Origin of the sequence: Pseudomonas viridiflava, assembly GCF_003702045.1 — a bacterium.
In the GTDB taxonomy this organism is placed as follows: Bacteria; Pseudomonadota; Gammaproteobacteria; order Pseudomonadales; family Pseudomonadaceae; genus Aquipseudomonas; species Aquipseudomonas viridiflava_C.
Genome location: NZ_RBTP01000036.1, coordinates 12840 through 38861, shown reverse-complemented (window position 1 = coordinate 38861; position 26022 = coordinate 12840). Strand labels below are relative to the sequence as shown.

Sequence of the window (26022 nt, the reverse complement as noted above, 5' to 3'; positions counted from 1 at the left end):
GAACTCAAAAAACTGGCATTTATAAAAGTAGTAAAGGGAGCTGTACATCGTGAAAACAACCAGCACTGCATTACTGGCTCTATCCCTCTCGTCGTTCGGCGCGATGGTTCAGGCGGAGCCTGTCAGTCAAGCCTTTGTGCCTACCGGGCTGAGCACCAAGAATGCACAGGCCGAAGCCAATGGCTTTCTTGAAGACCAACACCTGACCGGTACGACACGTAACTGGTACGCCAATGAACTGCGTCGCCGCGACAGCACGTTCTCCTACACCAAAGACGGTGTGGCTAAGCAGACGCCACGTCGTATCAACTGGCAGCAGGGCACTATCGTCAATTACACCTCGGGGTTCACTCAGGGCACGGTTGGCTTCTCCACCGAACTGGCGCTGTACAACGCCGTCGCGCTGGAGCGTGACATCGACGATTTCGTCCCGAGATCCAACCGCACCCTGGCTGATAGCGATGGCGATGCGGTAGGCCAGTGGAGCAAAATGGGTCTGGGCAACGTCAAGGCTCGTGTGTCCAACACAGTACTGACGATGGGTCGCCAATCGGTGAACACCCCGGTCATCGCCTTCATCGGTAACCGTGCGCTGCCTTCCAGCTTCCAGGGTTTTGCCGTACAGAGCGATGAGTTCAACAACCTGTCCTTGCAGGCTGGCAGCTTCGACCGCGTCTCGCCCCGTATGGAACAGAGCCTGGACAAGTTCCGCTCCGAGTACGGTGATCGCACCAAGACCGCTGATCGTCTGGACATGTTCGGTGCCGACTACAAGCCGACCGAAGCGCTGACCGCCAGTTTCTATGCCTCCAATCTGGAAGACTTCTGGCATCAGTACTACGTGGGCCTGACCCATGAACTGGGTGACAGCAAGGTGTTTGCCTTGAGCAGCAACCTGAACTACTACAAGACCAAAGATGCCGGCCAGAGCAAACTGGGCGCGATCGACAACGACACCTACAGCTTGTCGTTCACCGGTACGCACAATGCCCACAGCGTGAGCATCGCTTATCAGGAAGTCGCCGGTAACGAATACTTCGACTACGCACACGACACCAACGCCATCTTCCTGGCCAACTCGCTGCTTTCGGACTTCAACGGCCCGAACGAGAAGTCCCTCCAGATCGCCTACGTGCTGAACATGGCCAGCTACGGCGTGCCGGGCCTGAAGTTCAACATCTACCAGGCTCGCGGCTGGGACATCGACGGTACTCATTACAAAGGCACCGGCTACACCGACGTGCTGGCAATGGACGGCGAAACCCACTACGAGTACGGCATCGGCACCTCGTACTCCGTGCAATCCGGCCCACTCAAGGCCACCGCGATTCGTGCGACCTACACCACTCACCGCGCCAGCGAGAACCAGGCTGATGGCAACATCAACGAGTTCCGTCTGGTGACCACCATTCCGTTCAACATTCTGTAAATGATGATGAAAGGGCGGCCGACCTGACGTCTGCCGCCCTTTCGCATTGCATCAAGGAGGCTTCTATTGAAACTGCTATCGCTCCGCGCTTCGATCGCCATTGCGCTGCTTAGCGCTGCTGCATCCGTCTCGGCCAAGCCGCTGGTGGTTTGCACAGAGGCCAGCCCTGAAGGTTTCGATATCGCGCAGTACACGACCGCCGTCACGGCAGACGCCTCGGCAGAAACCATCCTCGAACGCCTGGTCGCCTTCACTCCCGGCACCACCGACACCGTTCCAGGTCTCGCCGAGAGCTGGGACATCAGCGAAGATGGCCTGACTTACACCTTCAAGCTGCGCAAAGGTGTGAAGTTCCAGACCACCGACTACTTCAAACCCACCCGCGACATGAACGCCGACGACGTGGTCTGGAGCTTCCAGCGCCAGCTGGACCCCAAGCACCCGTGGCACGCACTCTCGCTGGTCGGTTACCCTTATTTCGAGAGCATGGACTTCCAGAACCTGCTCAAGAGCGTCGAGAAAGTCGACGATTCCACGGTGAAATTCACCCTGACGCGCCCCGAGTCGCCATTCCTGCGTGATCTGGCCATGCCGTTCACCTCGATCTATTCCGCCGAGTATGCCGACCAGTTGCTCAAGAGCAACAAGACCGGCGAATTCAACAGCAAGCCCATCGGCACAGGGCCGTTCATCCTGACGCGCTATGCCAAAGATGCTCAGGTCCGTTATAAAGCCAACCCGGACTACTGGAAGGGCAAAGTCCCGAGTGAAGCGCTGATTTTCGCGATCACCCTGGACAACAACACGCGTCTGCAAAAGCTCAAGGCCAACGAATGCCAGGTTGCGCTTTACCCAAAACCTGACGATATTGCCAACATTAAAGCGGACCCCAATCTCAAGATCGACGAGATGGAGTCCATGATGACCAGCTATGTCGCGATCAACACCTCGCACAAATACCTGAGCGATGCGCGCGTACGGCAGGCGATCAACCTGGCCTTCGACAAGAAGTCCTACATCCGGGCACTGTTCGGTGAAGGCAAAGCCACTGAAGGCGTGGGTCCTTACCCACCGACCATGATGGGCTATGACACCGACAGCCAGGCCATGCCTTACGACCCGGAAAAGGCCCGCGCCCTGCTCAAGGAAGCTGGCGTACCCGAGGGTCAAGTGTTTACCCTATTCGCCCGCAACGGCGGCGCAGTCACCAACCCCAACCCGATGGTGGGGGCGCAGATGCTGCAATCGGATCTGGCCAAGGTGGGCATCAAGATCGACATTCGCATCATGGAATGGGGCGAAATGCTCAAGCGCGCCAAGAAAGGCGAACATGACATGGTCTTCGCAGGATGGGCGGGCGACAACGGCGACCCGGACAACTTCCTGACCCCCAACCTGAGCTGCGACGCAGCGAAGAATGGCGAGAACTATGCCCGCTGGTGCAACAAGGAGTTTGAAGAGGCAATCACCCAGGCTCGGAAAATTACCGAACCGAGCGAACGGGCTGCCCTCTATAAGCAGGCTCAAAAAGTGTTCAATCAGGAACAGCCCTGGATCAGCCTGGCTTATCCGAAGCTGTTCGTGGCAATGCGCAAAAATGTCGAAGGCTTTCATATCAGCCCGCTGACCAATAACAACTTCACCACGACCGGGGTGAAGTAGAAAAAACCACCGCCTGCGCTCCACAAGAGCAAGGGCGGTACGCCTGACCGGCTGATGAGGTACACCACAAGATGTTTAGTTTTATTGCCCGCCGGGTGGGGTTACTGATCCCTACCTTCTTCGGCATTACCCTGCTGACGTTTGCGCTGATTCGCCTGATTCCGGGCGACCCTGTAGAAGTCATGATGGGCGAGCGCCGGGTCGACCCGGAAATGCACGCCCAAGCAATGGAGCGCCTTGGTCTGAACAAGCCGCTCTATGCCCAGTACATCGATTACATCGGCAAGCTCGCCCAGGGCGACCTCGGTGAATCGCTGCGTACGCGCACCAGTGTCTGGACCGAATTCACCTCGCTGTTCCCGGCAACCCTGGAGTTGTCGCTGGCCGCGCTGATTTTCGCGGGCATCCTGGGGCTTCTGGCCGGGGTGATCGCGGCACTCAAACGAGGGTCCCTGTTCGACCACGGGGTCATGGGGATTTCCCTGGCGGGTTATTCCATGCCGATCTTCTGGTGGGGCCTGATCCTCATCATGTTCTTCTCGGTGTCGCTGGGCTGGACGCCAGTGTCGGGGCGGATCGATTTGCTCTACGACATTCCGCCAGTGACCGGCTTCATGCTGATTGACACCCTGCTTAGCGATGAGCAAGGCGCGTTTCTCGATGCCCTGCATCACCTGATTCTTCCGGCCATCGTGCTGGGCACCATTCCGCTGGCGGTGATCGCCCGGATGACCCGCTCCTCGATGCTCGAAGTGCTGCGTGAAGACTACGTCCGTACCGCCAGGGCCAAGGGCCTGTCGCCCGCACGCGTGGTGTTCGTTCACGGCCTGCGCAACGCACTGATTCCGGTCCTGACCGTGTTCGGCCTGCAGATCGGTACGTTGCTGGCCGGTGCGGTTCTGACCGAAACGATTTTCTCCTGGCCGGGTATCGGCAAGTGGCTGATCGAAGCCATCGGCGCCCGGGATTATCCGGTCGTGCAGAACGGCATCCTGCTGATCGCCTGCCTGGTGATCCTGGTCAATTTCGTGGTGGACATCCTCTACGGCTTTGCCAACCCACGCATCCGTCACCAGCGCTGAGATCATCGATATGAGCACACCTACTCCTTCGGTAGCAGTCGATCAAAGCCTGCTTTATCCGTCCCCGTACAAAGAGTTCTGGCAAGCGTTCTCCAAGAACAAAGGTGCCGTTGCCGGCCTGATCTTCATGATCATCATCGTGTTCTGCGCGCTGTTCGCCCCTTGGGTTGCGCCGCATGATCCGAGCGAGCAATACCGCGACTTCCTGCTGACCCCGCCAGTCTGGCTGGAAGGCGGCCAGTGGCAGTTCATCCTCGGCACCGACGAACTGGGCCGCGATCTGCTGTCGCGTCTGATTCAGGGCTCGCGCCTGTCGCTGCTGATCGGCCTGTCTTCGGTGGTGATGTCGCTGATCCCAGGCATCCTGCTGGGCCTGTTGGCGGGTTTCTTCCCGCGCATTCTGGGCCCGTCGGTGATGCGCCTGATGGACATCATGCTCGCCCTGCCCTCGCTGCTGCTGGCAGTGGCCATTGTGGCGATCCTCGGCCCTGGCCTGATCAACACCGTGATCGCCATCGCGATCGTGTCGCTGCCGTCCTATGTCCGCCTGACCCGTGCTGCGGTGATGGGCGAACTGAACCGCGACTACGTGACCGCTGCCCGCCTGGCCGGTGCAACCCTGCCGCGCCTGATGTTCATCACCGTGCTGCCCAATTGCATGGCACCGCTGATCGTTCAGGCCACCCTGAGCTTCTCGTCGGCGATTCTCGATGCCGCGGCACTGGGCTTCCTGGGCCTTGGCGTACAACCACCGACGCCTGAGTGGGGCACCATGCTCGCTTCGGCTCGCGACTACATCGAACGTGCCTGGTGGGTCGTGAGCCTGCCCGGCCTGACCATTTTGCTCAGCGTGCTGGCAATCAACCTGATGGGCGACGGCCTGCGCGACGCGCTGGACCCGAAACTCAAGAACGCCGCCTGAGGAGATTCGTATGTCACTGCTTGAAATCAAGAATCTCAACGTCCGCTTCGGCGACGAAAAGGCTGTCCCCGTCGTGGATGGCCTGTCCCTGAGTGTCGATAAAGGCGAAGTGCTGGCCATCGTAGGCGAGTCGGGTTCGGGTAAATCCGTGACCATGATGGCGCTGATGGGCCTGATCGACGCACCTGGCATCATCACGGCCGACGCACTCAACTTCGACGGCAAGGACCTGACCAAGCTCAGTGCCCGCCAGCGTCGTCGCATCATCGGCAAAGACCTGGCGATGGTATTCCAGGACCCGATGACCGCACTGAACCCCAGCTACACCGTGGGTTTCCAGATCGAAGAAGTGCTTCGTCAGCACTTGGGCATGTCCGGCAAGGCTGCACGTCAGCGTGCGCTGGAGCTGCTGGAAAAGGTCGAGATCCCGGGCGCCGCTGCGCGCCTGAATGCCTACCCGCATCAATTGTCGGGCGGCATGAGCCAGCGCGTCGCGATTGCGATGGCGATTGCCGGCGAGCCGAAACTGCTGATCGCCGACGAACCGACCACGGCACTGGACGTAACCATCCAGGCGCAGATCATGGAATTGCTGCTGAGCCTGCAGAAAGAGCAGGACATGGCACTGGTTCTGATCACCCACGACTTGGCGGTTGTGGCTGAAACCGCTCAGCGGGTCTGCGTGATGTACGCAGGTCAGGCCGTTGAAGTGGGTCAGGTGCCTGGCCTGTTCGACGTTCCGGCGCATCCTTACAGCGAAGCGCTGCTGGCGGCGATTCCGGAGCACAGCATGGGTGCCGAGCGTCTGGCGACCCTGCCTGGCATGGTTCCGGGCCGTTATGACCGTCCGCAAGGCTGCCTGCTGTCGCCACGCTGCCCTTACGTGCAGGACAACTGCCGCGTGCAGCGTCCGGCGCTGGACCCCAAGGCCCATAGCCTTGCGCGTTGCTTCTATCCCTTGAATCAGGAGGTGGCGTGATGAGCGTCGTACTTACCGCCCGTGACCTTACCCGTCACTACGAAGTCTCTCGCGGACTGTTCAAAGGCACGGCACTGGTACGCGCCCTCAACGGCGTGTCGTTCGAACTCGAAGCGGGCAAGACCCTGGCCGTGGTGGGCGAATCCGGTTGTGGCAAGTCCACGTTGGCACGCGCGCTGACACTGATCGAAGAGCCGTCGTCCGGATCCCTTAAAATCGCTGGCCAGGAAGTGGCGGGCGCCAGCAAGTCCGAGCGCAAGCAATTGCGTAAAGATGTGCAGATGGTGTTTCAAAGTCCGTACGCGTCGCTGAACCCTCGGCAGAAGGTGGGTGATCAGCTCGGCGAACCACTGCTGATCAACACCAAACTGTCCGCCGCAGAACGCCGCGAGAAAGTGCAGGCGATGATGGCTCAGGTCGGCTTGCGTCCTGAGCATTATCAGCGCTACCCGCACATGTTCTCCGGTGGTCAGCGTCAGCGTATCGCGCTGGCTCGGGCGATGATGTTGCAGCCTAAGGTGCTGGTGGCGGATGAGCCGACGTCGGCGCTGGACGTGTCGATTCAGGCACAGGTGCTGAACCTGTTCATGGACCTGCAGCAGGAATTCAACACGGCCTACGTGTTCATCTCGCACAACCTGTCGGTGGTGCGTCATGTGGCCGACACCGTGCTGGTGATGTACCTGGGCCGGCCTGCGGAAATGGGTCCCAAGGAAGAGATCTACAACCGTCCGCTGCACCCGTACACCCAGGCGTTGCTGTCAGCGACCCCGACCATCCATCCTGATCCGCTGAAACCCAAGATCAAGATCGTCGGGGAGCTGCCCAATCCGCTCAACCCACCCAGCGGCTGCGCGTTCCACAAGCGCTGCCCGTACGCGACCGAGCGCTGCGCCATAGACGTGCCGGAGCTGCGCCTGGTGGACAACCGCCAAGTGGCCTGCCACTACGCGGAGCAGTTCGTCGCAGCGTGATTCTGCCTTGTAAAGATGATGCCCATGCTCTGGGCCCATCGTTTTACCCAAGTATCACTGGATAAATACACGCCCTGTGGGAGGCGGCTTGCCGGCGATGCGTTATTTCAGTCACCCCGTCAGTGACTGACCTGGCGCTATCGCCGGCAAGCCGCCTCTTATCAAACAACCTGTAACCACTGAAGGAACGCGATTTTGTGGGAGCGGACCGGGCTACGTCGAAGACGTGGTGGTGCCTCCCACAGGTTCTGTATCAACCAGCAGACCTCAATACACATCCCGCCGATACCGCCCCTGCTCCACCAGCTCGCTGACGGCCCGTTCGCCGAGTACATCGTTCAACACCTGATCCACGCCCGCCGCCATGCCTTGCAAGCTGCCGCAAATGTAAATCGCTGCGCCTTCATCCAGCCATGCTCGCAGCGCTTGGGCAGACTCGCGTAGCAGGTCCTGCACGTAGACTTTCTCTGCCTGATCCCGCGAGAACGCCAGATCCAGTCGTGTCAGGTCACCCGAATCCAACCAGCCTTGCAGCTCTGCGCCACAGTGGAAATCATGCGCTCGGTTACGCTCGCCGAACAGCAGCCAGTTGCGCGTCCGGCCTTGGGCGATGCGCGCTTTCAATAGGCTGCGCAGCCCCGCGAGCCCGGTGCCGTTGCCCAACAGGATCAGGGGGACCGGCTCGGCAGGCAGGTGGAAACTGCTGTTGCGGCGCAGACGCAGGCTGATTGCACCGCCTGATGCCGCATGCTGGGTCAGCCAGCCGGAACCCAGCCCAAGACTGCCATCCGGATGAATTTCCTGACGCACGATGAGTTGCAGACAGCCGTCTTCCGCAATGGAAGCGATGGAGTATTCTCGCGCGGACAGTGGCACCAGCGCATCGATCAGCGCCTGGGCATGCAGCCCCACCAAATGCGCCCGATGTTGTGGCAATTGACGAGTCGCCAGCGCCTGCGCAATCGGTTCCTGCAAACCTTCTATGTTGACCTGAGTAGCCGGATCGATCCCCAGCCCGCTCAGGAAGTGCCGTACGGTGTCATCGCTGTTGCGCGGCAAGACCTCGACCAGATCACCTGCCTGCCAAGCCATCGCGCCAGCGCCGACCAGATCCAGCAGATAGACACCCGAGCCACTGCTGCCAGGGTTCAGGTGTTCTCGTCGGGTCAGCGTCCAGTTCTCGAACACCGGGGCCTGCCAGAGCGCCGCCGGCTGACTGCCGGTCAGCAGCCCCACATGGTGTTGCCAGTGTTGCAGCGCGACCGGGTCTGCACGGTCAACCTCGACCGGGGTAAACAACGTGCTGCCGCCACATACGGCCAGCCAGTCATGCAGACGACGGGCAAAACCACAGAAATGTGGATACTGCCGGTCACCCAGGGCCAGCACGGCATAATTGAGCGCCTCCAGCGACAGCGGACGGCCCAGCAGCTTGCGCTCGAAACCACGCGCACTGTCTGGCGCTTCACCATCGCCGAAGGTACTGACCACGAACAGGGCGTTGCGGCTTTCACTCACGTCCTGCTCGGTCAGGTCGCCAAGCCGCTGCACCCGCACCGACACACCCGCAGCCTGCAACTGCCCCGCTGTCTGCCACGCCAGTTGTTCGGCAAAACCGCTCTGGCTGGCGAAGCCAATCAACCATGAGGACGCATCAGGCGCAGCGCTGGCCGATACATCAAGACGTGCCGCCCTGACGTCGCGCTTCTTGCGTCGCCGATCCAGATACAGCAACCAGCCCGTGATGAAGAACAACGGCATCGTCAAGGCCGCAGCAGTCATGAGCAGACGCCCCACAATGCCGAAATAGCTGCCGACATGCAGCGCATAGTTACTGATCAGCAACTGCGTGCCAAACGTGTGCTCTGCATATCGCGAGACCATGCTGACCTTGCCGTTGGCCGGATCCAGAGTCATGTTGTTCAACGCCCACGGATGAGGCGAATCCATGAGCAGATAGGACACCCTGGCCTGTTGATTGCCCGCTGGCGGCAGACGCAGGTTGTAAGCGCTCAGGCCAGGCCCGGCGGTCTTCTGCAAGCTGTCCCAGATCGCCACGTAGTCCACCACCAGAGGCGCTGGCGCCTGCACCTTGCCGTCGGCATTTACGCCACGCCCGGCCACGCCTTTGCGCTGATCGGCAGGCGTATCGCCGATCAGTCTGTCCAGGCCGTTACTGACCCAGTCATAAGACCAGGTCAGGCCGGTAATCGCGAACAGCAGATAGAACAGCAGGCACCAGGTCCCGAAAACCGAATGCAAATCCCAATTGAAGCTGCGGCCTTTCTTCGCCCAGTCCAGTGTCAGCCAGGCTCGCCAGTTCGATGCATTACGAGGCCAGCGCAGATAAAGGCCCGACAGGCAGAAGAACACCAGAATCAGCGTACAGGCTCCCGTAATCTGCTTGCCCACTTCGCCTATGGTCAGAAAACGGTGCAGTCTGAGGATGAACTCGAAGAAGTCCTCCCCAAGGCCATCAGCCTTCAGCTCGCCCGTATACGGATCGAAGTTACGCTTGGGACCCTTACGTTCGCCGGGCTCAGGTGTGAAATAGACCTGAGCGACCCGATTGCCGACAGTTTCGACACGCAGGTTGGCGACCGTCAGCCCGGTCGCCGCTTCCAGCCTGCGCACCAGGTCGACAGGTGGCAGCGTTGCACCTCGCGGTTCGACCAGCATCACCTGTGGGTCGAGCGCATCGACAATTTCGTTCTCGAACGAATACAGCGCGCCTGTAATGCCCATCAGGCTCAGCACAAGCCCTGCCGTGATTCCGAAGAACCAGTGCAATTGAAACAGTACCTTCTTCACCACTCGCAACCCTCGAACGCCTTCTCTGCATTGCAGTACGGCTGCCTGTATTCGGTGGCGCATCGTAACGCCAGCAGGGCGGAACTTCGACTGGATTAGCATCGTTCATGAAACGCTGGCTGGCGCGCGGATTGCGCGGACCTTGAGCCTCAGTTACGCCATTGACGACGCAGGTCATTCAGGTAATCGATCAGTTGTCGAATACGGCGGGCAAAACCTTCTGCACGGGCTTCGATTTCAGACGCCGCGGCCTGACGTTCCGTGTCCAGAAAATGCTGCAGGGCCTGACGCAACTTGCCAGCTTCAAGCACATAGCGCTCTCTTGAACCATCAATGGACTGAAGCACGGCGAGCTGGTCCTGATTGTCGGTTTGCGCCTTCAGCCGAGCATTTGCCTGCTCAACCTTCTCACGCTGTTCGGCCACTTGCGCGTGAAGCTTGCTGCGGTGATCGAGCAATTGGTCGTATTTGAGCGAGCCGTCGATCAGGTTCAGAATATTCGCCACACCTGCAATACCTGCCTTGATTGAACCAAGACTGGGACTCGCAGGATCGATCTCAGCCAGCTTTTCCAGTGACACCACCAGCGGCTTGAGCTTGTCGAGAAAGCTGAGACCTTCAAGCTCGGTGATCAAGGCCCCCGCCGCCGCTTCTTTCTCCTGCAGATGGGTCAGGGATGTCTCTTCGCTGGAAAGCAGTGCCCGCGCATCGACCACTTCCTTGTCCAGCGAGCCTGCCAGATGGGCCACGTCGTTGAAATGAACGGCATCAAGATTGACCAGAGCGTTATCGAGCGTGCTAACGGCCTCGGACAGAGACATGAGCTTGCCTTGCAGAAGCGTGTCGATTTCCGCATTGAACTCGGCAAGCGCCGCCCTGGTTTCAGCGTCTTCAGGCTTCGCCTTCAGCTGCGTGATCGCGTCCATGAAAGGTTGAATATCCTCACTGTCCATACCATGTGGAACAAGCGTCAGGATATCCAGAAACTGCCTGTCGGCATGACTCAACTCTTTGAGCAGACTGCCAAGCGATTCTGTCAGCACCGGCAGATAAAGGTCGCCGAGGGCTTCAGCCTGCCGCTGTATCGATAGGCGGCTGTCGGCCACAACTTCCAGGTCGGGGCGAGGCAGTGAAAAAGGTACATCAAGTACATAAACATTCATTAGAAGATTTCCGTGAATCTTGAAGTTGTGATGATTAGGCCGCTGGCTCTTCCAGGGCTTTATTGAAGGCCGTCAGCAAATCAAATGCTTGCGTCCTGACTTGCTGCCAACTGGAAATGAGCGTCTGAAAACGAGACACCAGACTGACCAGATACAGGCCGTTGTGGGTGTTCCTTATACGGTCGTAAGAAGAGTCGATCAGTTCTTCCAGCAATACCCAGAGACTTTCAATATTGCTGACGCTGCTGGAAGCCCCATCAATGCGCGTTTTCAAATCCTGCAGACTGGTTTCAAACGCCATGAATTCGCTCAACAGTTTGTCGAGCTGTTGAATCGTTTTCTCTGCCTGCTGTTTTTGTGCAATCAAGCGGTCTTTTTCCTCGAGCGCTGCCGTGGCCTTGGGTCCGTAGATCGACAAACTGATCACGCCGCCCACCGCCCCCCACCAGAAACCGATCCACTTGTAGTCGCAGTACTCTTCGTACTCGGCGACCTTCTGATTGATCAGCTCATTGAGGCGGCTGACTTCCTCCGTGAGCTTCGTTTTCTTTTCGTCAGTGTTCAGCGAACCGGCCAGCCTGATCTTCAACGCAACAGCAGGCGCAACCTGATCCTTGAGCTTACGGCTGAATGCGCTGACACCCACTCGGGTGCGCGTGGTGCTGGCACTGTGATCTTTAATGTGAACTTTCAGATCATCGACCAGCGACAGCAGGCCCGGAATTCTCTTGCGATCACCCTCGACCAGTTCGACAGGAGGCATGGCCAGCAGCTGTTCTGCGGTGAGGTCGCTGATCTGCAGGGTCTGGTACGCGTCCATCCCCTTGATGAACTCAACCATGCTTTCTGCGATGGTGATCAGATTACCGGCGAAGACGTACAGATCGCTGCCCACCTTCCGCATGTCGGTTTCAAGCTCCGACCAGCTTTTGGCATGCTCGAAGATATCGGTGTACAGCCTGACAATGGCCTGGGGTTGCAGCCCGGGAATGTCGATGTTCTGATTACCCAGCAGGTGCCTGACCTCCTCCAGTTGCGTGGGCAGTGCCAGACCTGTGCTGACGTAACGTCTTATTCGACGAACATCCTCATTGGTAATCAATAATCCGGGCGCACGCCCGACATCAGGGGTACGTCCTGCCACAATATCCAGAAGCGATCCGGTGACCTGACTGACCTCTTCGACCGAATGCGGTTTTCCATCCGTAAGGTTCGAGACGGCTGCAGATGACATGTTTAACTCCTTATTATTAATATTCGCTGTCCGTACGAACTGAAGCGTCGCATGAAGACGCTTTAAAAATTAACAGGGCCTTCTCGGCTGAAACAGCGAACGAAGCGGATCGAACATGTAGGAATAAGCAGCAAACCGGTACGCTTTATAGCGAGCACATAAATACTTAACGCAGACTTACAACATCAACTGAGCCCGAACGTATATTTAATTATTTTTTAACGCCCATAAAAAAACCCATGATTGCTCATGGGTTTTCTTGACGCGCTCAGTTTACAGGTAGAACGACTTCAGCGGCGGAAAGCCATTGAATTCCACAGCGCTGTAGCTGGTGGTGTAGGCACCGGTCGACAACCAGTACATGCGATCACCGATGGCCAGGTTCAGCGGCAGGCCGTACTTGTAGTTTTCGTACATGATGTCGGCGCTGTCGCAGGTGGGACCCGCGATGACGACTTCTTCCATCTCGCCTTTCTTCTCAGTCCAGATCGGAAACTTGATGGCTTCGTCCATTGTTTCGATCAGGCCGGAGAACTTGCCCACATCGGTATACACCCAACGCTCGACGGCGGTACGCGACTTGCGCGCAACCAGCACCACTTCGCTGACCAGAATACCGGCGTTGGAAATCAGCGAACGGCCTGGCTCCAGAATGATTTCCGGCAGATCATCACCGAAATCTTCCTTCAGGAAGCGGATGATTTCCTCGGCGTAGGTTTCCAGGCTGTTGGTACGGGTGATGTAGTTGGCCGGGAAGCCGCCACCCATGTTGATCAGCTTGAGAACGATGCCATCTTCTTCCTTCAGGCGCTCGAAGATCACTTTGACCTTAGCGATGGCCGCGTCCCAGACGCTGATGTCGCGCTGTTGAGAACCCACGTGGAACGAAATGCCATAAGGCACCAGGCCCAGGTCACGGGCGAGAATCAGCAGGTCCATCGCCATGTCGGTCTGGCAGCCGAACTTGCGCGACAGCGGCCAGTCAGCCGTGGTCGAACCTTCGGTCAGGATGCGCACATAAACTTTCGAGCCAGGAGCCGCCTTTGCGATGTTGCGCAGGTCAGCTTCGGAGTCGGTTGCGAACAGTCGCACGCCCTTGTCGTAGAAGTAGCGAATGTCTTTGGACTTCTTGATGGTGTTGCCGTAGCTCATGCGGTCTGGTGTAACGCCGCAGCTCAGAACCTTGTCCAGCTCATAGATCGATGCGATGTCGAAGCTCGAACCTTTGTCCTTGAGCAGATTGATGACTTCTACGGCAGGGTTGGCCTTGACCGCGTAGTAGACCTTGGCAAATTCAAAGCCCGCGCGCAGGTCGTCATAGGCCTTGCTGATGATTGCGGTATCAATGACCACGAAAGGCGTTTCTTGCTTGTCAGCGAACGCCTTCATTTTCTTGAAGGTTTCGGCTGCGTAGTAGTCTTCGACATTGATCGTCATACTGCTGGAACTCCTATCTGGCAAACGGAATTGGTAAATGGGTGCAAATGAACGTCCTCCGTATCCCCACTTTGGTTCGCCTACTTCCCAAGGCATGTCGCCGAAAGCAAAAAGGCCACTGAAGGGCTTGCCTTCCTGGCCTTGCTGTCTCGTCGTCAGTACTTGAGCCGGATGGATCGTTTCCAGCATGGACGTTCGGCGCGAACTTTAGGGCGTGAGGGGGCTGAGATCAACAAAAAATGTCGCGTTTTTGCACGTTCTCGGCAGACGGTTGGCAATGATCGCCGTTATAACCGACCCTGATGACAGGCTGATGTTCATTGAGGCAGGAACAGAGATGCGCTTCACTGTCGGCAAACGCATAAGGAACGGGCGGCCGAAGCCGCCCGAATGGCGAGGCATGAACCTCGCCGGCAGCGACAATCAGACCACTAGATCAGCGGGCGACACGATACTGGTCTTCATGCCACGCGAACGACCCGAGCTCAGGTAGGCAGCAATCGACTCCTGGGTCACTTCACCCAGGAAGACGTTTTCGGCATCCAGCACCGGCAGCCACGAGCGGTTGAACTCATACATGCGCGACAGCAGGATGCGCAAATGTTCGTCGTACGCAGCCGTGCCGTTGAATTCACGCAGGAACTGAGCGCAGGTGCCCTGCTGGCGGTGCAGGTCGCGACGGCGGACATAGCCCATTGCCTTGTTTTCGCTGTCGGTGACGACAATGTAACGACGGTCGTTTTCGTCCATCACTTCCAGCGCATCGGCCACCGGTGTTTCCGGGCTGACCGATGGCGCGTTGTCGGCGGCGTCTTCGGCTTTAACCAACAGCAGGCGTTTGAGGGTGCTGTCCTGGCCAACGAAACTGCTGACGAAGTCGTCCGCAGGGTGCGCCAGCAAGGTGTCCGGGTGATCGATCTGCAACAGCTTGCCACCACGGAAGATCGCGATCTTGTCGCCCAGCTTGATCGCCTCGTCGATGTCGTGGCTGACCATGATCACGGTCTTGTTCAGCGCGCGCTGCATCTCGAAGAACTCGTTCTGGATCATTTCGCGGTTGATCGGGTCGACCGCACCGAACGGTTCGTCCATCAGCAGCAACGGCGCGTCGGCCGCCAAGGCACGGATCACACCGATACGCTGCTGCTGACCACCGGACAGTTCACGCGGGTAGCGATGCAGGTACTGCTTGGGTTCCAGCTTGATCATGCTCATCAACTCGCGAGCGCGGTCGTGGCAACGCTGTTTGTCCCAGCCCAACAGCTTGGGCACGACCACGATGTTCTCTTCGATGGTCATGTTCGGGAACAGGCCGATCTGCTGGATCACGTAACCGATGTTGCGACGCAGGGTCACTTCGTCCAGGCCCGTGGTGTCTTCGCCGTTGATCAGCACCTTGCCGGAGGTCGGCATGATCAGGCGGTTGATCATTTTCAGCGTGGTGCTCTTGCCGCAGCCCGACGGGCCGAGGAAGACACAGATCTCGCCTTCGTTGACGGTAAGGCTGACCGAGTCGACAGCCTTCACTTCTTTGCCGTTGCTCTGGAAAGTCTTGGAGAGGTTCTGGAGTTCGATCATTTTAGGAGCCCTTTTGGAGTCAGCGTGCGTTGCAGCCATTGCAGGAGAAGGTCGGCGATGATGGCCAGAATGCTGACCAGTACCGCGCCGACGATCAGCATCGACATATCGCTGCGGCTGATTGAAGCGAGAATGAGTACACCCAGACCACCGGCGCCGATGGTGGCGGCGATGGTCATGACACCGATATTCATCACCACGGCGGTGCGCACACCGGCGAGGATGACGGGCACGGCAATCGGCAGCTCGACCATGCGCAGGCGCTGGCCGAAGGTCATGCCGATGCCCTTGGCGGCTTCGCGAATACCCGGTTCAACGCCCGTCAGGGCCAGGTAGGTATTGCGCATGATCGGCAGCAGGGAATAGAGGAACACGGCCGTGATGGCCGGCATCGGGCCAAGGCCCTGACCGAACTTGGAATAGAACGGCAGCAGCAGGCCGAACAGGGCAATCGATGGCACAGTCAGCAGCACGGTCGCGCTGGCCTGCAGGGGACCTGCCAGCGCCGGAAAGCGCGTCATCAGCACGCCCAGCGGCACACCGACAACGATGGCCAGGGTCACGGCGATGCCGACCAGCGTGATGTGCTGCCCGGTCAGTTGCAGGACCTGAACCCAGTCCAGATGGGAGAAGGCGCTCAAGAAACTCATATCGTCTCCTTCCTTAATTCAGGGGGTGCTGACGCAGGAAATCTGCGGCAACCGAGGATGGACTTTCATGGCCGACATCGACGCGGGCGTTGAGGTCGATCATGGTCTGGTTGTCCAGCAGGTCAGCCAGCGGCTTGAGCAACGTGGCGATGTCTGGATGTTTATCCAGAAACTCCTGACGAATCACCGGCGCGGCGGTGTAGTCCGGGAAGTAGCGCTTGTCGTCTTCCAGCACCTTGAGCTTGAACGCGTTCAGGCGCCCGTCGGTGGTGTAGACAAGGCCCGCAAACACCTGGCCGTTGCGCAGCGCGGTGTAGACCAGCCCAGCATCCATTTGCCGCGTATTTTCACGACCGAGATTCATGTCGTAATGCTTGACCATGCCGATCAACCCGTCGGAACGGTTGGCGAATTCGGTGTCCAGCGCTACGACATGACCCTCTTTGGCTTCATCCTTGAGGACCTTGGTCAGGTCGGTCATGGTGTTGACCTGTGGGTACTTGTCCGCAACCTTCTGCGGCAGCGCCAACGCGTAGGTGTTGTTGAATTTCGACGGTGAAAGCCAGACCAGGCCCTTCTTGGCGTCGACTTCTTTCACACGGGCGTAGGTCTGCTCGCTGTCGAGTTTTTCATCGATATGGTTGTAAGCCACCAGCGACACGCCGGTGTATTCCCATAACAGGTCCAACTGGCCGCTTTCCTGAGCGCTGCGCGCCAGGTTACTGCCCAGACCGCCAGTGATCTGTACGTCGTAGTTCTTGGTACGCAGGTATTGCGCGGTCAGTTCAGCCAGCAGCGTCTGCTCGGTGAACACGCGTGCGCCGACGCGCAGCAACGGCTTGTCCGCCGCCTGGGCCAATGCCGGGAACAGCAGGGCAAAGCCTAAAAACAAACATAACTTCTTCATGGTATTTCCTTCGCTCAGCGAGTCAGGCCGCGTTCAAGCCACAGGCGACTGGCGAGAATCACCAGACCATCGAGCAGCAACGCCAGCAGAGCGGTACAGGCAGCGCCCAGCACCAGTTGCGGCTGATTGTTCAAGGCGATGCCGGGGAAGATCAGGCTGCCGAGGCTGTTGGCACCGATGAGAAAAGCCAGCGGCGCAGTACCAACGTTGATCGCCAGCGCAACCCGCACACCACCGACGATGATTGGCACCGCGTTGGGCAATTCGACACGCCACAGCACCTGACGCGGCGTCATGCCGATGCCGACGGCAGCTTCCTTCAGAGAACCCTGCACATTCTTCAAGCCTTCGTAGGTGTTGCGCACGATGGGCAACAGCGAGGCGAGGAACAGCGCGAAGATGGCCGGACCACTGCCGATCCCGAGAATCCCGAGAGCGATGGCCAGAACGGCGAGAGGTGGGACGGTGTTGCCGATGTTGAAGATCTGCATGAAGCGTTCAGCGCGGCCAACCATGCCGGGGCGGCTGAGGGCGATACCTGCCGGGATGCCGACCACCAAAGCCGCGAGCATTGAAAACAGAACCAGAATCAGGTGAGCCTGAAGATAGAACAGCAGGTCATCCTGGTATTGCTTGATAGTACTGATGCCGATCCAGTGGACCAGCAGGGCCAGGAGCGCAATAACAACCGCGCCTCCCAATAGCCCCTTGCCATAGCGATTTGCCACGGGCGGACTCCTTATTTCAGTCGGCGAACGCGTTGACTTGGACGACCGTGAGGACGCCAGCAATAACGTTCGCGAAGAGCAGCGGGTGGGTCGCCATAGAGGGTTTGACCTCGGCGATAACACAAGCCATGAGCGCAGCTTCGTCAAGCCAACATGCTGATGATTCAGCCCCTGAAGTTGGCCTCGGTACTGGCCTTGACGGGGGAGTGGACGTCTCGACGGCCTGAAAGGTTCCCCTGTGAGACATTATCTGGCCACTCCTTATTGACTGAACGGTTCGGTTATTGGCCAGATTTGAGCTATAATCTGCGCCCTTTTTCAATCCCGTCCAGGCGATTTCCCATGACCCAACAGGCCGCCGAAGTCGCGAAACGCCGCACTTTCGCCATTATTTCCCACCCCGACGCCGGTAAAACCACCATCACGGAAAAACTGCTGCTGATGGGCAAGGCCATTTCCGTCGCCGGTACGGTCAAATCGCGCAAGTCCGACCGTCACGCCACATCCGACTGGATGGAGATGGAGAAACAGCGCGGCATCTCCATCACCACGTCCGTCATGCAGTTCCCGTATCGCGATCACATGATCAACCTGCTGGACACCCCGGGCCACGAGGACTTCTCCGAAGACACCTACCGCACCCTGACAGCAGTCGACTCGGCTCTGATGGTTCTGGACGGCGGTAAGGGTGTCGAGCCGCGCACCATCGCCCTGATGGACGTTTGCCGCCTGCGCGACACGCCGATCGTGAGCTTCATCAACAAGCTGGACCGTGACATTCGCGACCCGATCGAACTGCTGGACGAAATCGAAGCCGTCCTCAAGATCAAAGCCGCGCCGATCACCTGGCCGATCGGTTGCTACCGCGACTTCAAGGGTGTGTACCACCTGGCCGACGACTACATCATCGTCTACACCGCTGGCCACGGGCATGAGCGCACCGAAACCAAGATCATCCAGCACCTGGACTCCGACGAAGCCCGCGCCCACCTGGGCGACGAGTACGACCGCTTCGTCGAGCAACTGGAACTGGTGCAGGGTGCCTGCCATGAATTCAACCAGCAGGAGTTCATCGACGGTCAGCTGACCCCGGTGTTCTTCGGTACCGCATTGGGCAACTTCGGTGTCGATCACGTGCTAGATGCCGTGGTCAACTGGGCACCGATGCCGCTGGCCCGTGTCGCCAACGAACGTACGGTGGAGCCGGAAGAAGAGAAATTTAGCGGCTTCGTGTTCAAGATCCAGGCAAACATGGACCCCAAGCACCGCGACCGTATCGCGTTTATGCGCATCTGTTCGGGCCGCTACGACAAGGGCATGAAAATGCGCCATGTACGCTTGGGCAAGGACGTGCGGATCGGCGATGCCCTGACCTTCTTCTCCTCGGAACGCGAGCAGCTTGAAGAGGCCTACGCAGGGGACATCATCGGCCTGCACAACCACGGCACCATCCAGATCGGCGACACCTTCACCGAAGGCGAAGGCCTGGGCTTTACCGGCATCCCGCACTTCGCACCTGAACTGTTCCGCCGCGTGCGCCTGAAGGATCCGCTCAAGTCCAAGCAACTGCGTCAGGGTCTGCAGCAATTGGCCGAAGAAGGCGCCACGCAGGTGTTCTTCCCGCAGCGCAGCAACGACATCATTCTCGGCGCCGTGGGTGTGCTGCAGTTTGACGTGGTCGCCAGCCGCTTGAAGGAGGAGTACAAGGTCGAATGCGCCTACGAGCCAATCACCGTGTGGTCAGCCCGCTGGATCGAATGCGCCGACAAGAAGAAGCTCGAAGAGTTTGAAACCAAGGCGGTGGAAAACCTGGCGCTGGACGGCGGCGGCCACCTCACCTACCTGGCCCCGACCCGCGTAAACCTGGCGCTGATGGAAGAGCGCTGGCCCGACGTGAAATTCCGCGCCACCCGCGAGCATCATTGATCGGCCGCCGCTACGAGCTGCGACCTCTGTAGGAGTGAGCCTGCTCACGAAAGCCATTGTTCAGGTGCCTTGCTTCAGGGTTACTGTAATGGCCTCTTCGCGAGCAAGCTCGCTCCCGCACGTTCTGCGTTTATCAGTGAGTATTGTGTAACGCTCCACACGATCACTGCGCATACCCCTTCAGCTTTTCCTGCATGAAATCCAGAAAACACTGAATCCTCAGCGCCAGCTGCGAGTTGCGGTAGTACACCGCATTGATCGGCTGACGATAGCCGCTGTTGGCGGTTTGCAGGATCCCGACCAATCGCCCGTCACGCAGGTCTTCGTGGGTCATGAAGTCGGACAGACAGGCAATCCCCACCCCTTCCAGCGCCAGATGACGCAAGGTGTCGCCACTGGATGCTGCAACCGCCGGCCTGATCAAAAAACGATCCCCCCCGGCATGGCGTAACGGCCAGCGATTGAGCACCTCTACCTGATTGAAACCCACCAACGTGTGATGCGTCAGGTCTTCGACGGTCTGTGGCGTGCCGTGACGTTCCAGATACGCAGGGCTGGCGACGATATTCAGCAGGCAACTGCCCAACGAACGGGCATGCAGGGTTGAATCCGGCAATGTACCGATGCGGATCGCGATATCGGTGTTCTGTTCCAGCAGGTCGATGAACCAGTCATCGCTGTCCAGCTCCAGCTGGATAGCCGGGTAGCGCTGTCGAAACTCCGCCACGTGCGGCACCACCGAGTGCAGCATGAAGGGCGATGCGGCATTGACACGCAGGCGCCCGGCCGGTGTCTGGCGCGAAGACGTCAGGTGTTCTTCCAGACTTTCCATCTGCTCAAGGATAGCCCGCGCCCGAGTCAGGAAGAACTTGCCCTCTTCGGTCAGGTCCATGCGCCGGGTGGTGCGGTTGATCAGGGTGGTTTCCAGCTTGGCTTCAAGCCGCGACAAGGTGCGGCTGATCCCGGAAGGCGTCTGCCCCATCTTCTCGGCTGCAGCGGAAATGGAACCGCATTCGATGACCGAAACGAACACCTGCAACTCATCGGACCTGGCCTTCACTGTTGTCCCCTGCTCAAAAGTCTGGGGATATTAGCTTTATTTCAAGCAAAGGTGTGAGTGCTGCTGATCGTTTCCACGCGCATGAGTGGACACGATCATTGCCTAGGGGCAGACCTGTGTATGACGATCACTTCAAACGCCAAACACCTTGGCCAGATGCGCTTCGTACCGTTTCACATCACCTTCGATGTTTGGCATCTTCATCACGTCCACCGCCAGAAAGGTCGGCAGGCCGGTCATGCCCAGAAACTGATTGGCCTTGTGAAACGGGAAGTACACGGCATCGACGCCTTTGGCTTCAAAGAAGTCCGATGGATCATCGAAGGCTTGCTGCGGTGCGTTCCAGGTCGCGGAAATCATGTACTGCTTACCGTGCAATAAACCGCCGCTGCCGTATTTCTGCGAGGCATCGGAACGGGTGCGGCCATCGTTGGCGTACAGACTGCCGTGCCCTTCGGTGAACACTTCGTCGATGTACTTCTTCACGGTCCAGGGCGCACCCATCCACCAGCCCGGCATTTGCCAGACGATGACGTCGGCCCACAGAAACTTCTGCACTTCTTCAGCCACGTCGTAGCCACCGTCGATGAAGGTTTCCTTCACGTCGTAACCGGCGCGGTCCATAAACGCCACTCCGGCTTCGTGCAGCGTCGCGTTGTAGCGGCCGTCGGAGTGAGCGAACTGTTTACCGCCATTAAGAAACACTACCTTTTTCATGCAAGACCTCTGGATGTCTCGGCCCTGCCTCATGGTTCGGCTGGGCCAGTCATTAATCGTTAATCGTTGGCAGCAAGAATAAAGACGAAGTGGCGTGTGAATAAGGCAATGATGGGCAAATCACTTTTGCCTGTACATCACGAATGAACGCGTCATTGTTGATTTAGAATGCGCTCACCTTCAACAGAGGACCACCGAGATGAGCGAGCAACACGGCTTCATACTTCACGCCCACACCCGCCCGGAAAAGTCAGCGGAATTCGAAGCGCTATTCAGTTCCTACGTTGCGCAGAGCCGCAGCGAGCCCGGCTGTATCGAGTACCACATGCTGCGCGACCAGGAGGACCCGACGCTGTTCATCTTCTTCGAAATATGGGCCTCGAAAGAGGATCTGGACGTTCATTCCGCGCAACCGCACATGGTGGCGTTCGCCAAGAAACGTATGGACTACCTGGTCAGCGACTTCGAGATTCGCCGCATCGACATGCTCAGCCCTTCATCAGCAAGTGCAGCCCCAGCATCGCCATCCCGATAAAGAATGTTCGCTTGAAGACCACGGCACTGATCCGCGCTCGCAACCACTGCCCGAGCAGCATGCCCAGCAGAGCGGGAATCAGCGCCAGCAACGAAGCGCCCAGCTCAAAGCGCCCAAGCGCGCCGGTCGAGGACAGACCGATGGCCAGCGCCAATGTCGACACCGTGAACGACAGACCCAAGGCCTGCACCAGTTGATGGCGCTCCAACCCCAGCGCTTGCAGATAGGGCACGGCAGGAATCACGAACACGCCCGTCGCCGACGTAACGATACCGGTAATCAAGCCGCACACTGGGCCCAGCCAGCGCTCCGTGCTTGAAGCCACCGTGAACGATGGCAGAAACAGTCCGCTCAGTGCATAGAGCAACAGCGCCCCGCCCAAGGCTCGCGTCATTGAGTGAGCGCTGTTCATGCCGAGCCAGTACGACCCGGCGCAGGTGCCAATGAACACCATCGCCAGCATTGGCCAAAGCCGCCGGATCAACAGCCCCAGGTGCCCACCCGTTGCCAGTTGCCAGAAGTTGGTCACGATGGACGGGACGATCAACAACGCGGCAGCCTGTGTCGGAAACATAGCCAGACCCAGCAGCCCCATTGCGACGGTTGGCAGGCCGAGGCCGATCACGCCCTTGACGGCACCCGCCAGCAGAAAGGTGCCGAATACCAGAGAGATTAGGCCAATACCGAGCGTTTGAGGTATATCGAAGAGTGCGTTCATGACGTCATTCTGGGCCTGACGCGGCCGGGTGAATATCTGGCTTATACTGAGCCAGCCTCAGGCATAGGCAGAGGCTGATCATCTAAAGGTGTTGAGTGCATGCATTTTGACCTTATCGACCTGCGTCTTTTTCAACACGTAATGGAGACTGGCAGCCTCACTGCCGCTGCAACACGCAGCCACCTGTCGTTGGCATCGGCCAGCGCACGCGTTCGGGCAATGGAGGCGTCGTTGCACGCGCCCCTGCTTGAACGGGGCCGACGCGGCGTGACACCGACGCCTGCGGGCAAGGCGCTGGCGCAGCATGCCAGGGTGATCCTGCAACAGGTCGAGCGCATGCAGTTCGACCTGGCTGATTACGCCAAGGGTTTCAAAGGTCAGGTTCGGCTGCTGTGCAACACCTCGACCCTGAGCGAGCACCTGCCGGAACGACTGGCTGATTTTCTGGTGGCGCACCCCAACATCGACGTTGACCTGCAAGAACAGACCAGCCTGCGCATCCTGCATGCGCTGCGTCATGGGACGGCGGACATCGGGATCGTTTCCGACGCCGTTGACGCCAGCGACCTGCAAACCCTTCCCTTTCGTGATGATCCGCTGACCCTGGTCATGCCACTTGATCATCCGTTAAGCGGGCTAAACCGTGTCAGCCTCGCTCAGGCACTGGACGAAGAATTTGTCGGACTGTCGGTCAACAGCGCGTTGGGCATTCATATCGAAGAACAGGCGTTGCATGCCGGTAGACGCTTGCGCATCCGGGTGCGCGCCGAAGGGTTCGACGGCGTGTTGCGTATGGTTGCCCACGGCGCAGGTTTGGGGATCGTGCCGCAAGCAGCCGTGGACCGCGCACCTCGCCCACTGCGCATTGCCGCCGTGCGCCTGAGCGATGCCTGGGCCGACCGTAAACTGCTGCTCTGCGCCGCCGACTTCAATGCCCTGCCCGGTTATGCCAGGGCGTTGCTGGATGCGCTGGGGCAGCAACGCTGATGCTACCGCTTCACATCCAAAGCGGACGCGGAGCGTCCTCAGAGGCGTTGCCACGCTAGAGCGCGGGAACGAGCGGATCTCAAGGACGCCGATCGTGCCCTTGCTCCGCGTGGAGCTCTCGAGGCAGTCCCGAGTGAGGGAACGATCAAGTGCCTTGAGCGATAACTAAAGCGTTCTTGCCTTGCGCTCACGCAGGTAGGCAACCACTTCATCCTGGGTCCCGGCAAACTCGATACGCGAGGCCTTGTGTTCGCGCTGGTAGGCGTACATCGGGTCGTAGTATTCGCCGAGCAGGCCTTCTATCCAGCCGCGGTGCAGTTCGACGCTGCCGCTGCGTCGCTGTTCGTCCAGCGCATCCTGCATGATGGTTTGCAGCCGCTGTAACCGCTCGCCACCCAGGCGTTTGTGGATGTTTTTCAGGCTTTGCAGCAGACGCTCGGCGAACAGGTCGAAACCGGTTTCCACGCCATTAAGGCTGATGAACTCGGCGCACAGGTCGGTCACGTAATCGCGAAGAATACGCTCGACCCGGTTGTCGAAGCTGTCCTCCAGCCACACCATCGAACACTCCTGCATGGTCTGGTGCAGTTCCAGCGGCACGTTACAGCTGCCGACCAGACGGCTTTCGTCTTCCAGCACGAACTGCTCGATACCGGCGGCGCGCTTCTTGAGCAGGTCGATGGCCAAGCGGTTCTCGAAATCGATCTGCGCTGGCTGGCCGGTGGCCCGTTTGCCGAAGCTGGAACCCCGGTGGTTGGCGATGCCTTCCAGATCGAGGCTGTTGGCAAGCTGGGTCAGCACCTCGGTCTTCCCCGTGCCGGTCATCCCGCCGAGCACCACGACATCACAACCGGTCACCGCGTCGTGCAGGGTGTCGAGCAGGAAAGTACGCATCGCCTTGTAGCCGCCGAGGATGCGCGGATAATCGACGCCCGCCTCCTGCAACCAGCGTTGCACCGTTTGCGAACGCAGCCCGCCACGGAAGCAATACAGGTAGCCATTCGGGTTGGCTTTGGCGAACGCCAGCCAGGCCTCGACGCGCTCATCCTTGACCGGCCCGCAGACCAGTTGGTGGCCCAGCTTGATCGCCGCTTCCTGCCCATGCTGCTTGTAGCAGGTGCCGACCTTCTGCCGTTCGATGTCGTTCATCAAAGGCAGGTTGATCACGCCCGGAAACGCGCCCTTGGAAAACTCCACCGGCGCCCGGGCGTCCATCATCGGCACATCGTTGAGAAACAGAGCGCGGTAATCACTGCTGTTGTCGGCCATCAGAACACCTCGACGGCGTGGGTCTGTCGCTCGAGCAATGTACCGATCGGGTTCAGTTGCAGCCTCAGTTCGGCAGCCACGGCCAGAAACTCCGCTTCGCCTTCCGGGGTGACCGCTACCAGCAAGCCTCCACTGGTCTGCGGGTCGCATAACAGGTCGCGCTGGGCGTCACTCAGCGAGGCTATTTTGTCACCGTAGCTTTCGAAGTTGCGCAACGTACCGCCCGGCACGCAGCCTTCGGCGATGTAATGTTCGACACCCGGCAGACGCGGCACGGCAGCGTAATCCAGACGCGCCGTCAGCCCTGCACCATCGGCCATTTCGACCAGATGGCCCAACAGACCGAAACCGGTGACGTCCGTCATCGCCATCACCCCCGCCAGCTTGCCGAAGCGGCTGCCGGGCTTGTTCAGGGTACACATCCAGTCACGCGCCAGACCGACGTCCTGCTCGCGCAGTTTGGCCTTCTTCTCGGCAGTAGTGAGGATGCCGATGCCCAAGGGTTTGGTCAGGTAAAGCGTGCAACCGGCTTGGGCGGTGTCGTTGCGCTTCATGTGTTTCTTTTGTACGACACCGGTCACGGCCAGACCGAAGATCGGCTCCGGCGCGTCAATGGAGTGTCCGCCCGCCAACGGAATACCCGCCGCATCGCAGACCGCACGGCCGCCACGGATCACTTCGCGGGCCACTTCAGGCGGCAGCACATTGACCGGCCAGCCGAGGATGGCGATGGCCATCAGCGGATCGCCGCCCATCGCATAGATGTCGCTGATCGCATTGGTCGCCGCGATGCGGCCGAAATCGAACGGATCGTCGACGATGGGCATGAAAAAGTCGGTGGTCGATACCACACCGCGCTCATCGTCCAGCGCGTAGACAGCGGCATCGTCACGCGAGGCGTTGCCGACCCAAAGGTTCGGGTCCAGGTTCTGCGCGCCGCTGCCGGCCAGGATCACGTCCAGCACCTTGGGGGAAATCTTGCAGCCACACCCAGCTCCATGACTGTACTGGGTCAGGCGGATTGGCTCACTCATCGCGACACTCTCGGTAACGGGGAAACAGGCTGCGGAGTCTAGGGTCTGTTGCGGTTTGAGCGCAAACGACGTCGCCGTTCGGTCATGCCATCAGAACGATGCGCCCGCCGAACTGGCCTTTCTCGCCGCGCCTCTTATAATCGCGCGCTCCAGTACCGAATCCATCGAGGCGTGCCTGCTTGTCCAGAGTCGCTTTGCCTTATCGTTTTTTCCGCCATTG

General features: G+C 59.1%; 22 protein-coding genes. 9 read left to right on the top strand and 13 right to left on the bottom strand.

Annotated elements, in window-relative coordinates; all coding sequences use genetic code 11:
• Nucleotides 1-49: 49 nt before the first annotated feature.
• The 6 genes from ALP40_RS12065 to ALP40_RS12040 all read left to right on the top strand — a co-directional run bounded on the left by ALP40_RS12065 (nt 50) and on the right by ALP40_RS12040 (nt 7048).
• Nucleotides 50-1429, top strand: a complete 1380-nt coding sequence (locus ALP40_RS12065) for an OprD family porin (protein WP_122208500.1) — start codon at nt 50-52, stop codon at nt 1427-1429.
• Between the two features lie 66 nt (nt 1430-1495).
• Nucleotides 1496-3091 carry an ABC transporter substrate-binding protein gene (locus ALP40_RS12060; RefSeq protein WP_122208499.1) on the top strand — a complete coding sequence of 532 codons (1596 nt, stop codon included), beginning with the start codon at nt 1496-1498 and terminating at the stop codon, nt 3089-3091.
• Between the two features lie 71 nt (nt 3092-3162).
• The gene (locus ALP40_RS12055; protein WP_122208498.1) at nt 3163-4173 is read left to right on the top strand and encodes an ABC transporter permease subunit; all 1011 of its coding nucleotides are present in this window, start codon (nt 3163-3165) and stop codon (nt 4171-4173) included.
• A 10-nt stretch (nt 4174-4183) separates the two neighbouring features.
• Nucleotides 4184-5095 (top strand): ABC transporter permease subunit, encoded by a 912-nt coding sequence (locus tag ALP40_RS12050; RefSeq protein WP_024687674.1) that lies wholly within the window; start codon nt 4184-4186, stop codon nt 5093-5095.
• 10 nt (nt 5096-5105) lie between these two features.
• Nucleotides 5106-6074, top strand: a complete 969-nt coding sequence (locus ALP40_RS12045; RefSeq protein ID WP_122208497.1) for an ABC transporter ATP-binding protein — start codon at nt 5106-5108, stop codon at nt 6072-6074.
• Nucleotides 6074-7048 carry a peptide ABC transporter ATP-binding protein gene (locus tag ALP40_RS12040; protein WP_122208496.1) on the top strand — a complete coding sequence of 325 codons (975 nt, stop codon included), beginning with the start codon at nt 6074-6076 and terminating at the stop codon, nt 7046-7048. Before ALP40_RS12045 ends, ALP40_RS12040 begins: the two co-directional genes overlap by 1 nt.
• A gap of 267 nt (nt 7049-7315) precedes the next feature.
• Here the strand turns inward: ALP40_RS12040 and ALP40_RS12035 are convergent, their stop codons facing one another.
• From ALP40_RS12035 to ALP40_RS12000, 8 genes are all read right to left on the bottom strand, one after another.
• Entirely contained in the window at nt 7316-9859 is a 2544-nt protein-coding gene (locus ALP40_RS12035) for a sulfite reductase flavoprotein subunit alpha (protein ID WP_122208571.1), read from the bottom strand.
• Nucleotides 9860-10008: 149 nt separating this feature from the next.
• A complete protein-coding gene (locus tag ALP40_RS12030; RefSeq protein ID WP_122208495.1) occupies nt 10009-11022 on the bottom strand; it encodes an alpha-xenorhabdolysin family binary toxin subunit B in 1014 nt (337 codons plus the stop codon).
• 34 nt (nt 11023-11056) lie between these two features.
• Nucleotides 11057-12256: an alpha-xenorhabdolysin family binary toxin subunit A gene (locus tag ALP40_RS12025; protein ID WP_122208494.1), complete on the bottom strand. Its 1200-nt coding sequence runs from the start codon at nt 12254-12256 to the stop codon at nt 11057-11059.
• 273 nt (nt 12257-12529) lie between these two features.
• Nucleotides 12530-13693 carry a type III PLP-dependent enzyme gene (locus ALP40_RS12020; protein WP_122208493.1) on the bottom strand — a complete coding sequence of 388 codons (1164 nt, stop codon included), beginning with the start codon at nt 13691-13693 and terminating at the stop codon, nt 12530-12532.
• 423 nt (nt 13694-14116) lie between these two features.
• Nucleotides 14117-15271 (bottom strand): betaine/proline/choline family ABC transporter ATP-binding protein, encoded by a 1155-nt coding sequence (locus ALP40_RS12015; protein WP_122208492.1) that lies wholly within the window; start codon nt 15269-15271, stop codon nt 14117-14119.
• Nucleotides 15268-15921 carry an ABC transporter permease gene (locus ALP40_RS12010; RefSeq protein WP_122208491.1) on the bottom strand — a complete coding sequence of 218 codons (654 nt, stop codon included), beginning with the start codon at nt 15919-15921 and terminating at the stop codon, nt 15268-15270. The genes ALP40_RS12015 and ALP40_RS12010 overlap by 4 nt, the downstream gene beginning before the upstream one ends.
• A gap of 13 nt (nt 15922-15934) precedes the next feature.
• Nucleotides 15935-16828, bottom strand: coding sequence for a glycine betaine ABC transporter substrate-binding protein (locus tag ALP40_RS12005; RefSeq protein ID WP_122208490.1), 894 nt, complete (start codon nt 16826-16828; stop codon nt 15935-15937).
• A 14-nt stretch (nt 16829-16842) separates the two neighbouring features.
• On the bottom strand, nt 16843-17556 hold the full coding sequence (locus ALP40_RS12000) for an ABC transporter permease (RefSeq protein WP_122208489.1): 714 nt from the start codon (nt 17554-17556) through the stop codon (nt 16843-16845).
• 342 nt (nt 17557-17898) lie between these two features.
• On the opposite strand from ALP40_RS12000, the gene ALP40_RS11990 reads away from it, so the two are divergent.
• Nucleotides 17899-19482: a peptide chain release factor 3 gene (locus ALP40_RS11990; protein WP_122208487.1), complete on the top strand. Its 1584-nt coding sequence runs from the start codon at nt 17899-17901 to the stop codon at nt 19480-19482.
• Between the two features lie 163 nt (nt 19483-19645).
• On the opposite strand, the gene ALP40_RS11985 is transcribed toward ALP40_RS11990, so the two are convergent.
• Nucleotides 19646-20542, bottom strand: a complete 897-nt coding sequence (locus ALP40_RS11985; protein WP_122208486.1) for a LysR family transcriptional regulator — start codon at nt 20540-20542, stop codon at nt 19646-19648.
• A 132-nt stretch (nt 20543-20674) separates the two neighbouring features.
• A complete protein-coding gene (locus ALP40_RS11980) occupies nt 20675-21259 on the bottom strand; it encodes an NAD(P)H-dependent oxidoreductase (protein ID WP_122208485.1) in 585 nt (194 codons plus the stop codon).
• A 199-nt stretch (nt 21260-21458) separates the two neighbouring features.
• Between ALP40_RS11980 and ALP40_RS11975 the strand changes: the two genes are divergently transcribed.
• Nucleotides 21459-21794, top strand: a complete 336-nt coding sequence (locus tag ALP40_RS11975) for a putative quinol monooxygenase (RefSeq protein WP_122208484.1) — start codon at nt 21459-21461, stop codon at nt 21792-21794.
• Here ALP40_RS11975 and ALP40_RS11970 read toward each other — a convergent pair.
• Nucleotides 21748-22512, bottom strand: coding sequence for a sulfite exporter TauE/SafE family protein (locus ALP40_RS11970; protein WP_122208483.1), 765 nt, complete (start codon nt 22510-22512; stop codon nt 21748-21750). The two genes, ALP40_RS11975 and ALP40_RS11970, sit on opposite strands and share 47 nt — an antisense overlap.
• Nucleotides 22513-22611: 99 nt before the next feature.
• Between ALP40_RS11970 and ALP40_RS11965 the strand changes: the two genes are divergently transcribed.
• Nucleotides 22612-23499 carry a LysR family transcriptional regulator gene (locus tag ALP40_RS11965; RefSeq protein WP_122208482.1) on the top strand — a complete coding sequence of 296 codons (888 nt, stop codon included), beginning with the start codon at nt 22612-22614 and terminating at the stop codon, nt 23497-23499.
• Nucleotides 23500-23664: 165 nt separating this feature from the next.
• Here the strand turns inward: ALP40_RS11965 and mnmH are convergent, their stop codons facing one another.
• Nucleotides 23665-24768 (bottom strand): tRNA 2-selenouridine(34) synthase MnmH, encoded by a 1104-nt coding sequence (mnmH, locus tag ALP40_RS11960; RefSeq protein WP_122208481.1) that lies wholly within the window; start codon nt 24766-24768, stop codon nt 23665-23667.
• Entirely contained in the window at nt 24768-25802 is a 1035-nt protein-coding gene (selD, locus tag ALP40_RS11955; RefSeq protein ID WP_122208480.1) for a selenide, water dikinase SelD, read from the bottom strand. The genes mnmH and selD overlap by 1 nt, the downstream gene beginning before the upstream one ends.
• Between the last annotated feature and the right edge of the window lie 220 nt (nt 25803-26022).

What these genes read in the sequence shown, in the direction of transcription:
- ALP40_RS12055 (WP_122208498.1), top strand. Translation starts at nt 3,163, where the DNA reads ATGTTTAGTTTTATTGCCCGCCGGGTGGGGTTACTGATCCCTACCTTC.
- ALP40_RS12050 (WP_024687674.1), top strand. Translation starts at nt 4,184, where the DNA reads ATGAGCACACCTACTCCTTCGGTAGCAGTCGATCAAAGCCTGCTTTAT.
- ALP40_RS12045 (WP_122208497.1), top strand. Translation starts at nt 5,106, where the DNA reads ATGTCACTGCTTGAAATCAAGAATCTCAACGTCCGCTTCGGCGACGAA.
- ALP40_RS12040 (WP_122208496.1), top strand. Translation starts at nt 6,074, where the DNA reads ATGAGCGTCGTACTTACCGCCCGTGACCTTACCCGTCACTACGAAGTC.
- ALP40_RS12030 (WP_122208495.1), bottom strand. Translation starts at nt 11,022, where the DNA reads ATGAATGTTTATGTACTTGATGTACCTTTTTCACTGCCTCGCCCCGAC.
- ALP40_RS12025 (WP_122208494.1), bottom strand. Translation starts at nt 12,256, where the DNA reads ATGTCATCTGCAGCCGTCTCGAACCTTACGGATGGAAAACCGCATTCG.
- ALP40_RS12020 (WP_122208493.1), bottom strand. Translation starts at nt 13,693, where the DNA reads ATGACGATCAATGTCGAAGACTACTACGCAGCCGAAACCTTCAAGAAA.
- ALP40_RS12015 (WP_122208492.1), bottom strand. Translation starts at nt 15,271, where the DNA reads ATGATCGAACTCCAGAACCTCTCCAAGACTTTCCAGAGCAACGGCAAA.
- ALP40_RS12010 (WP_122208491.1), bottom strand. Translation starts at nt 15,921, where the DNA reads ATGAGTTTCTTGAGCGCCTTCTCCCATCTGGACTGGGTTCAGGTCCTG.
- ALP40_RS12005 (WP_122208490.1), bottom strand. Translation starts at nt 16,828, where the DNA reads ATGAAGAAGTTATGTTTGTTTTTAGGCTTTGCCCTGCTGTTCCCGGCA.
- ALP40_RS11990 (WP_122208487.1), top strand. Translation starts at nt 17,899, where the DNA reads ATGACCCAACAGGCCGCCGAAGTCGCGAAACGCCGCACTTTCGCCATT.
- ALP40_RS11980 (WP_122208485.1), bottom strand. Translation starts at nt 21,259, where the DNA reads ATGAAAAAGGTAGTGTTTCTTAATGGCGGTAAACAGTTCGCTCACTCC.
- ALP40_RS11975 (WP_122208484.1), top strand. Translation starts at nt 21,459, where the DNA reads ATGAGCGAGCAACACGGCTTCATACTTCACGCCCACACCCGCCCGGAA.
- ALP40_RS11970 (WP_122208483.1), bottom strand. Translation starts at nt 22,512, where the DNA reads ATGAACGCACTCTTCGATATACCTCAAACGCTCGGTATTGGCCTAATC.
- ALP40_RS11965 (WP_122208482.1), top strand. Translation starts at nt 22,612, where the DNA reads ATGCATTTTGACCTTATCGACCTGCGTCTTTTTCAACACGTAATGGAG.
- mnmH (WP_122208481.1), bottom strand. Translation starts at nt 24,768, where the DNA reads ATGGCCGACAACAGCAGTGATTACCGCGCTCTGTTTCTCAACGATGTG.
- selD (WP_122208480.1), bottom strand. Translation starts at nt 25,802, where the DNA reads ATGAGTGAGCCAATCCGCCTGACCCAGTACAGTCATGGAGCTGGGTGT.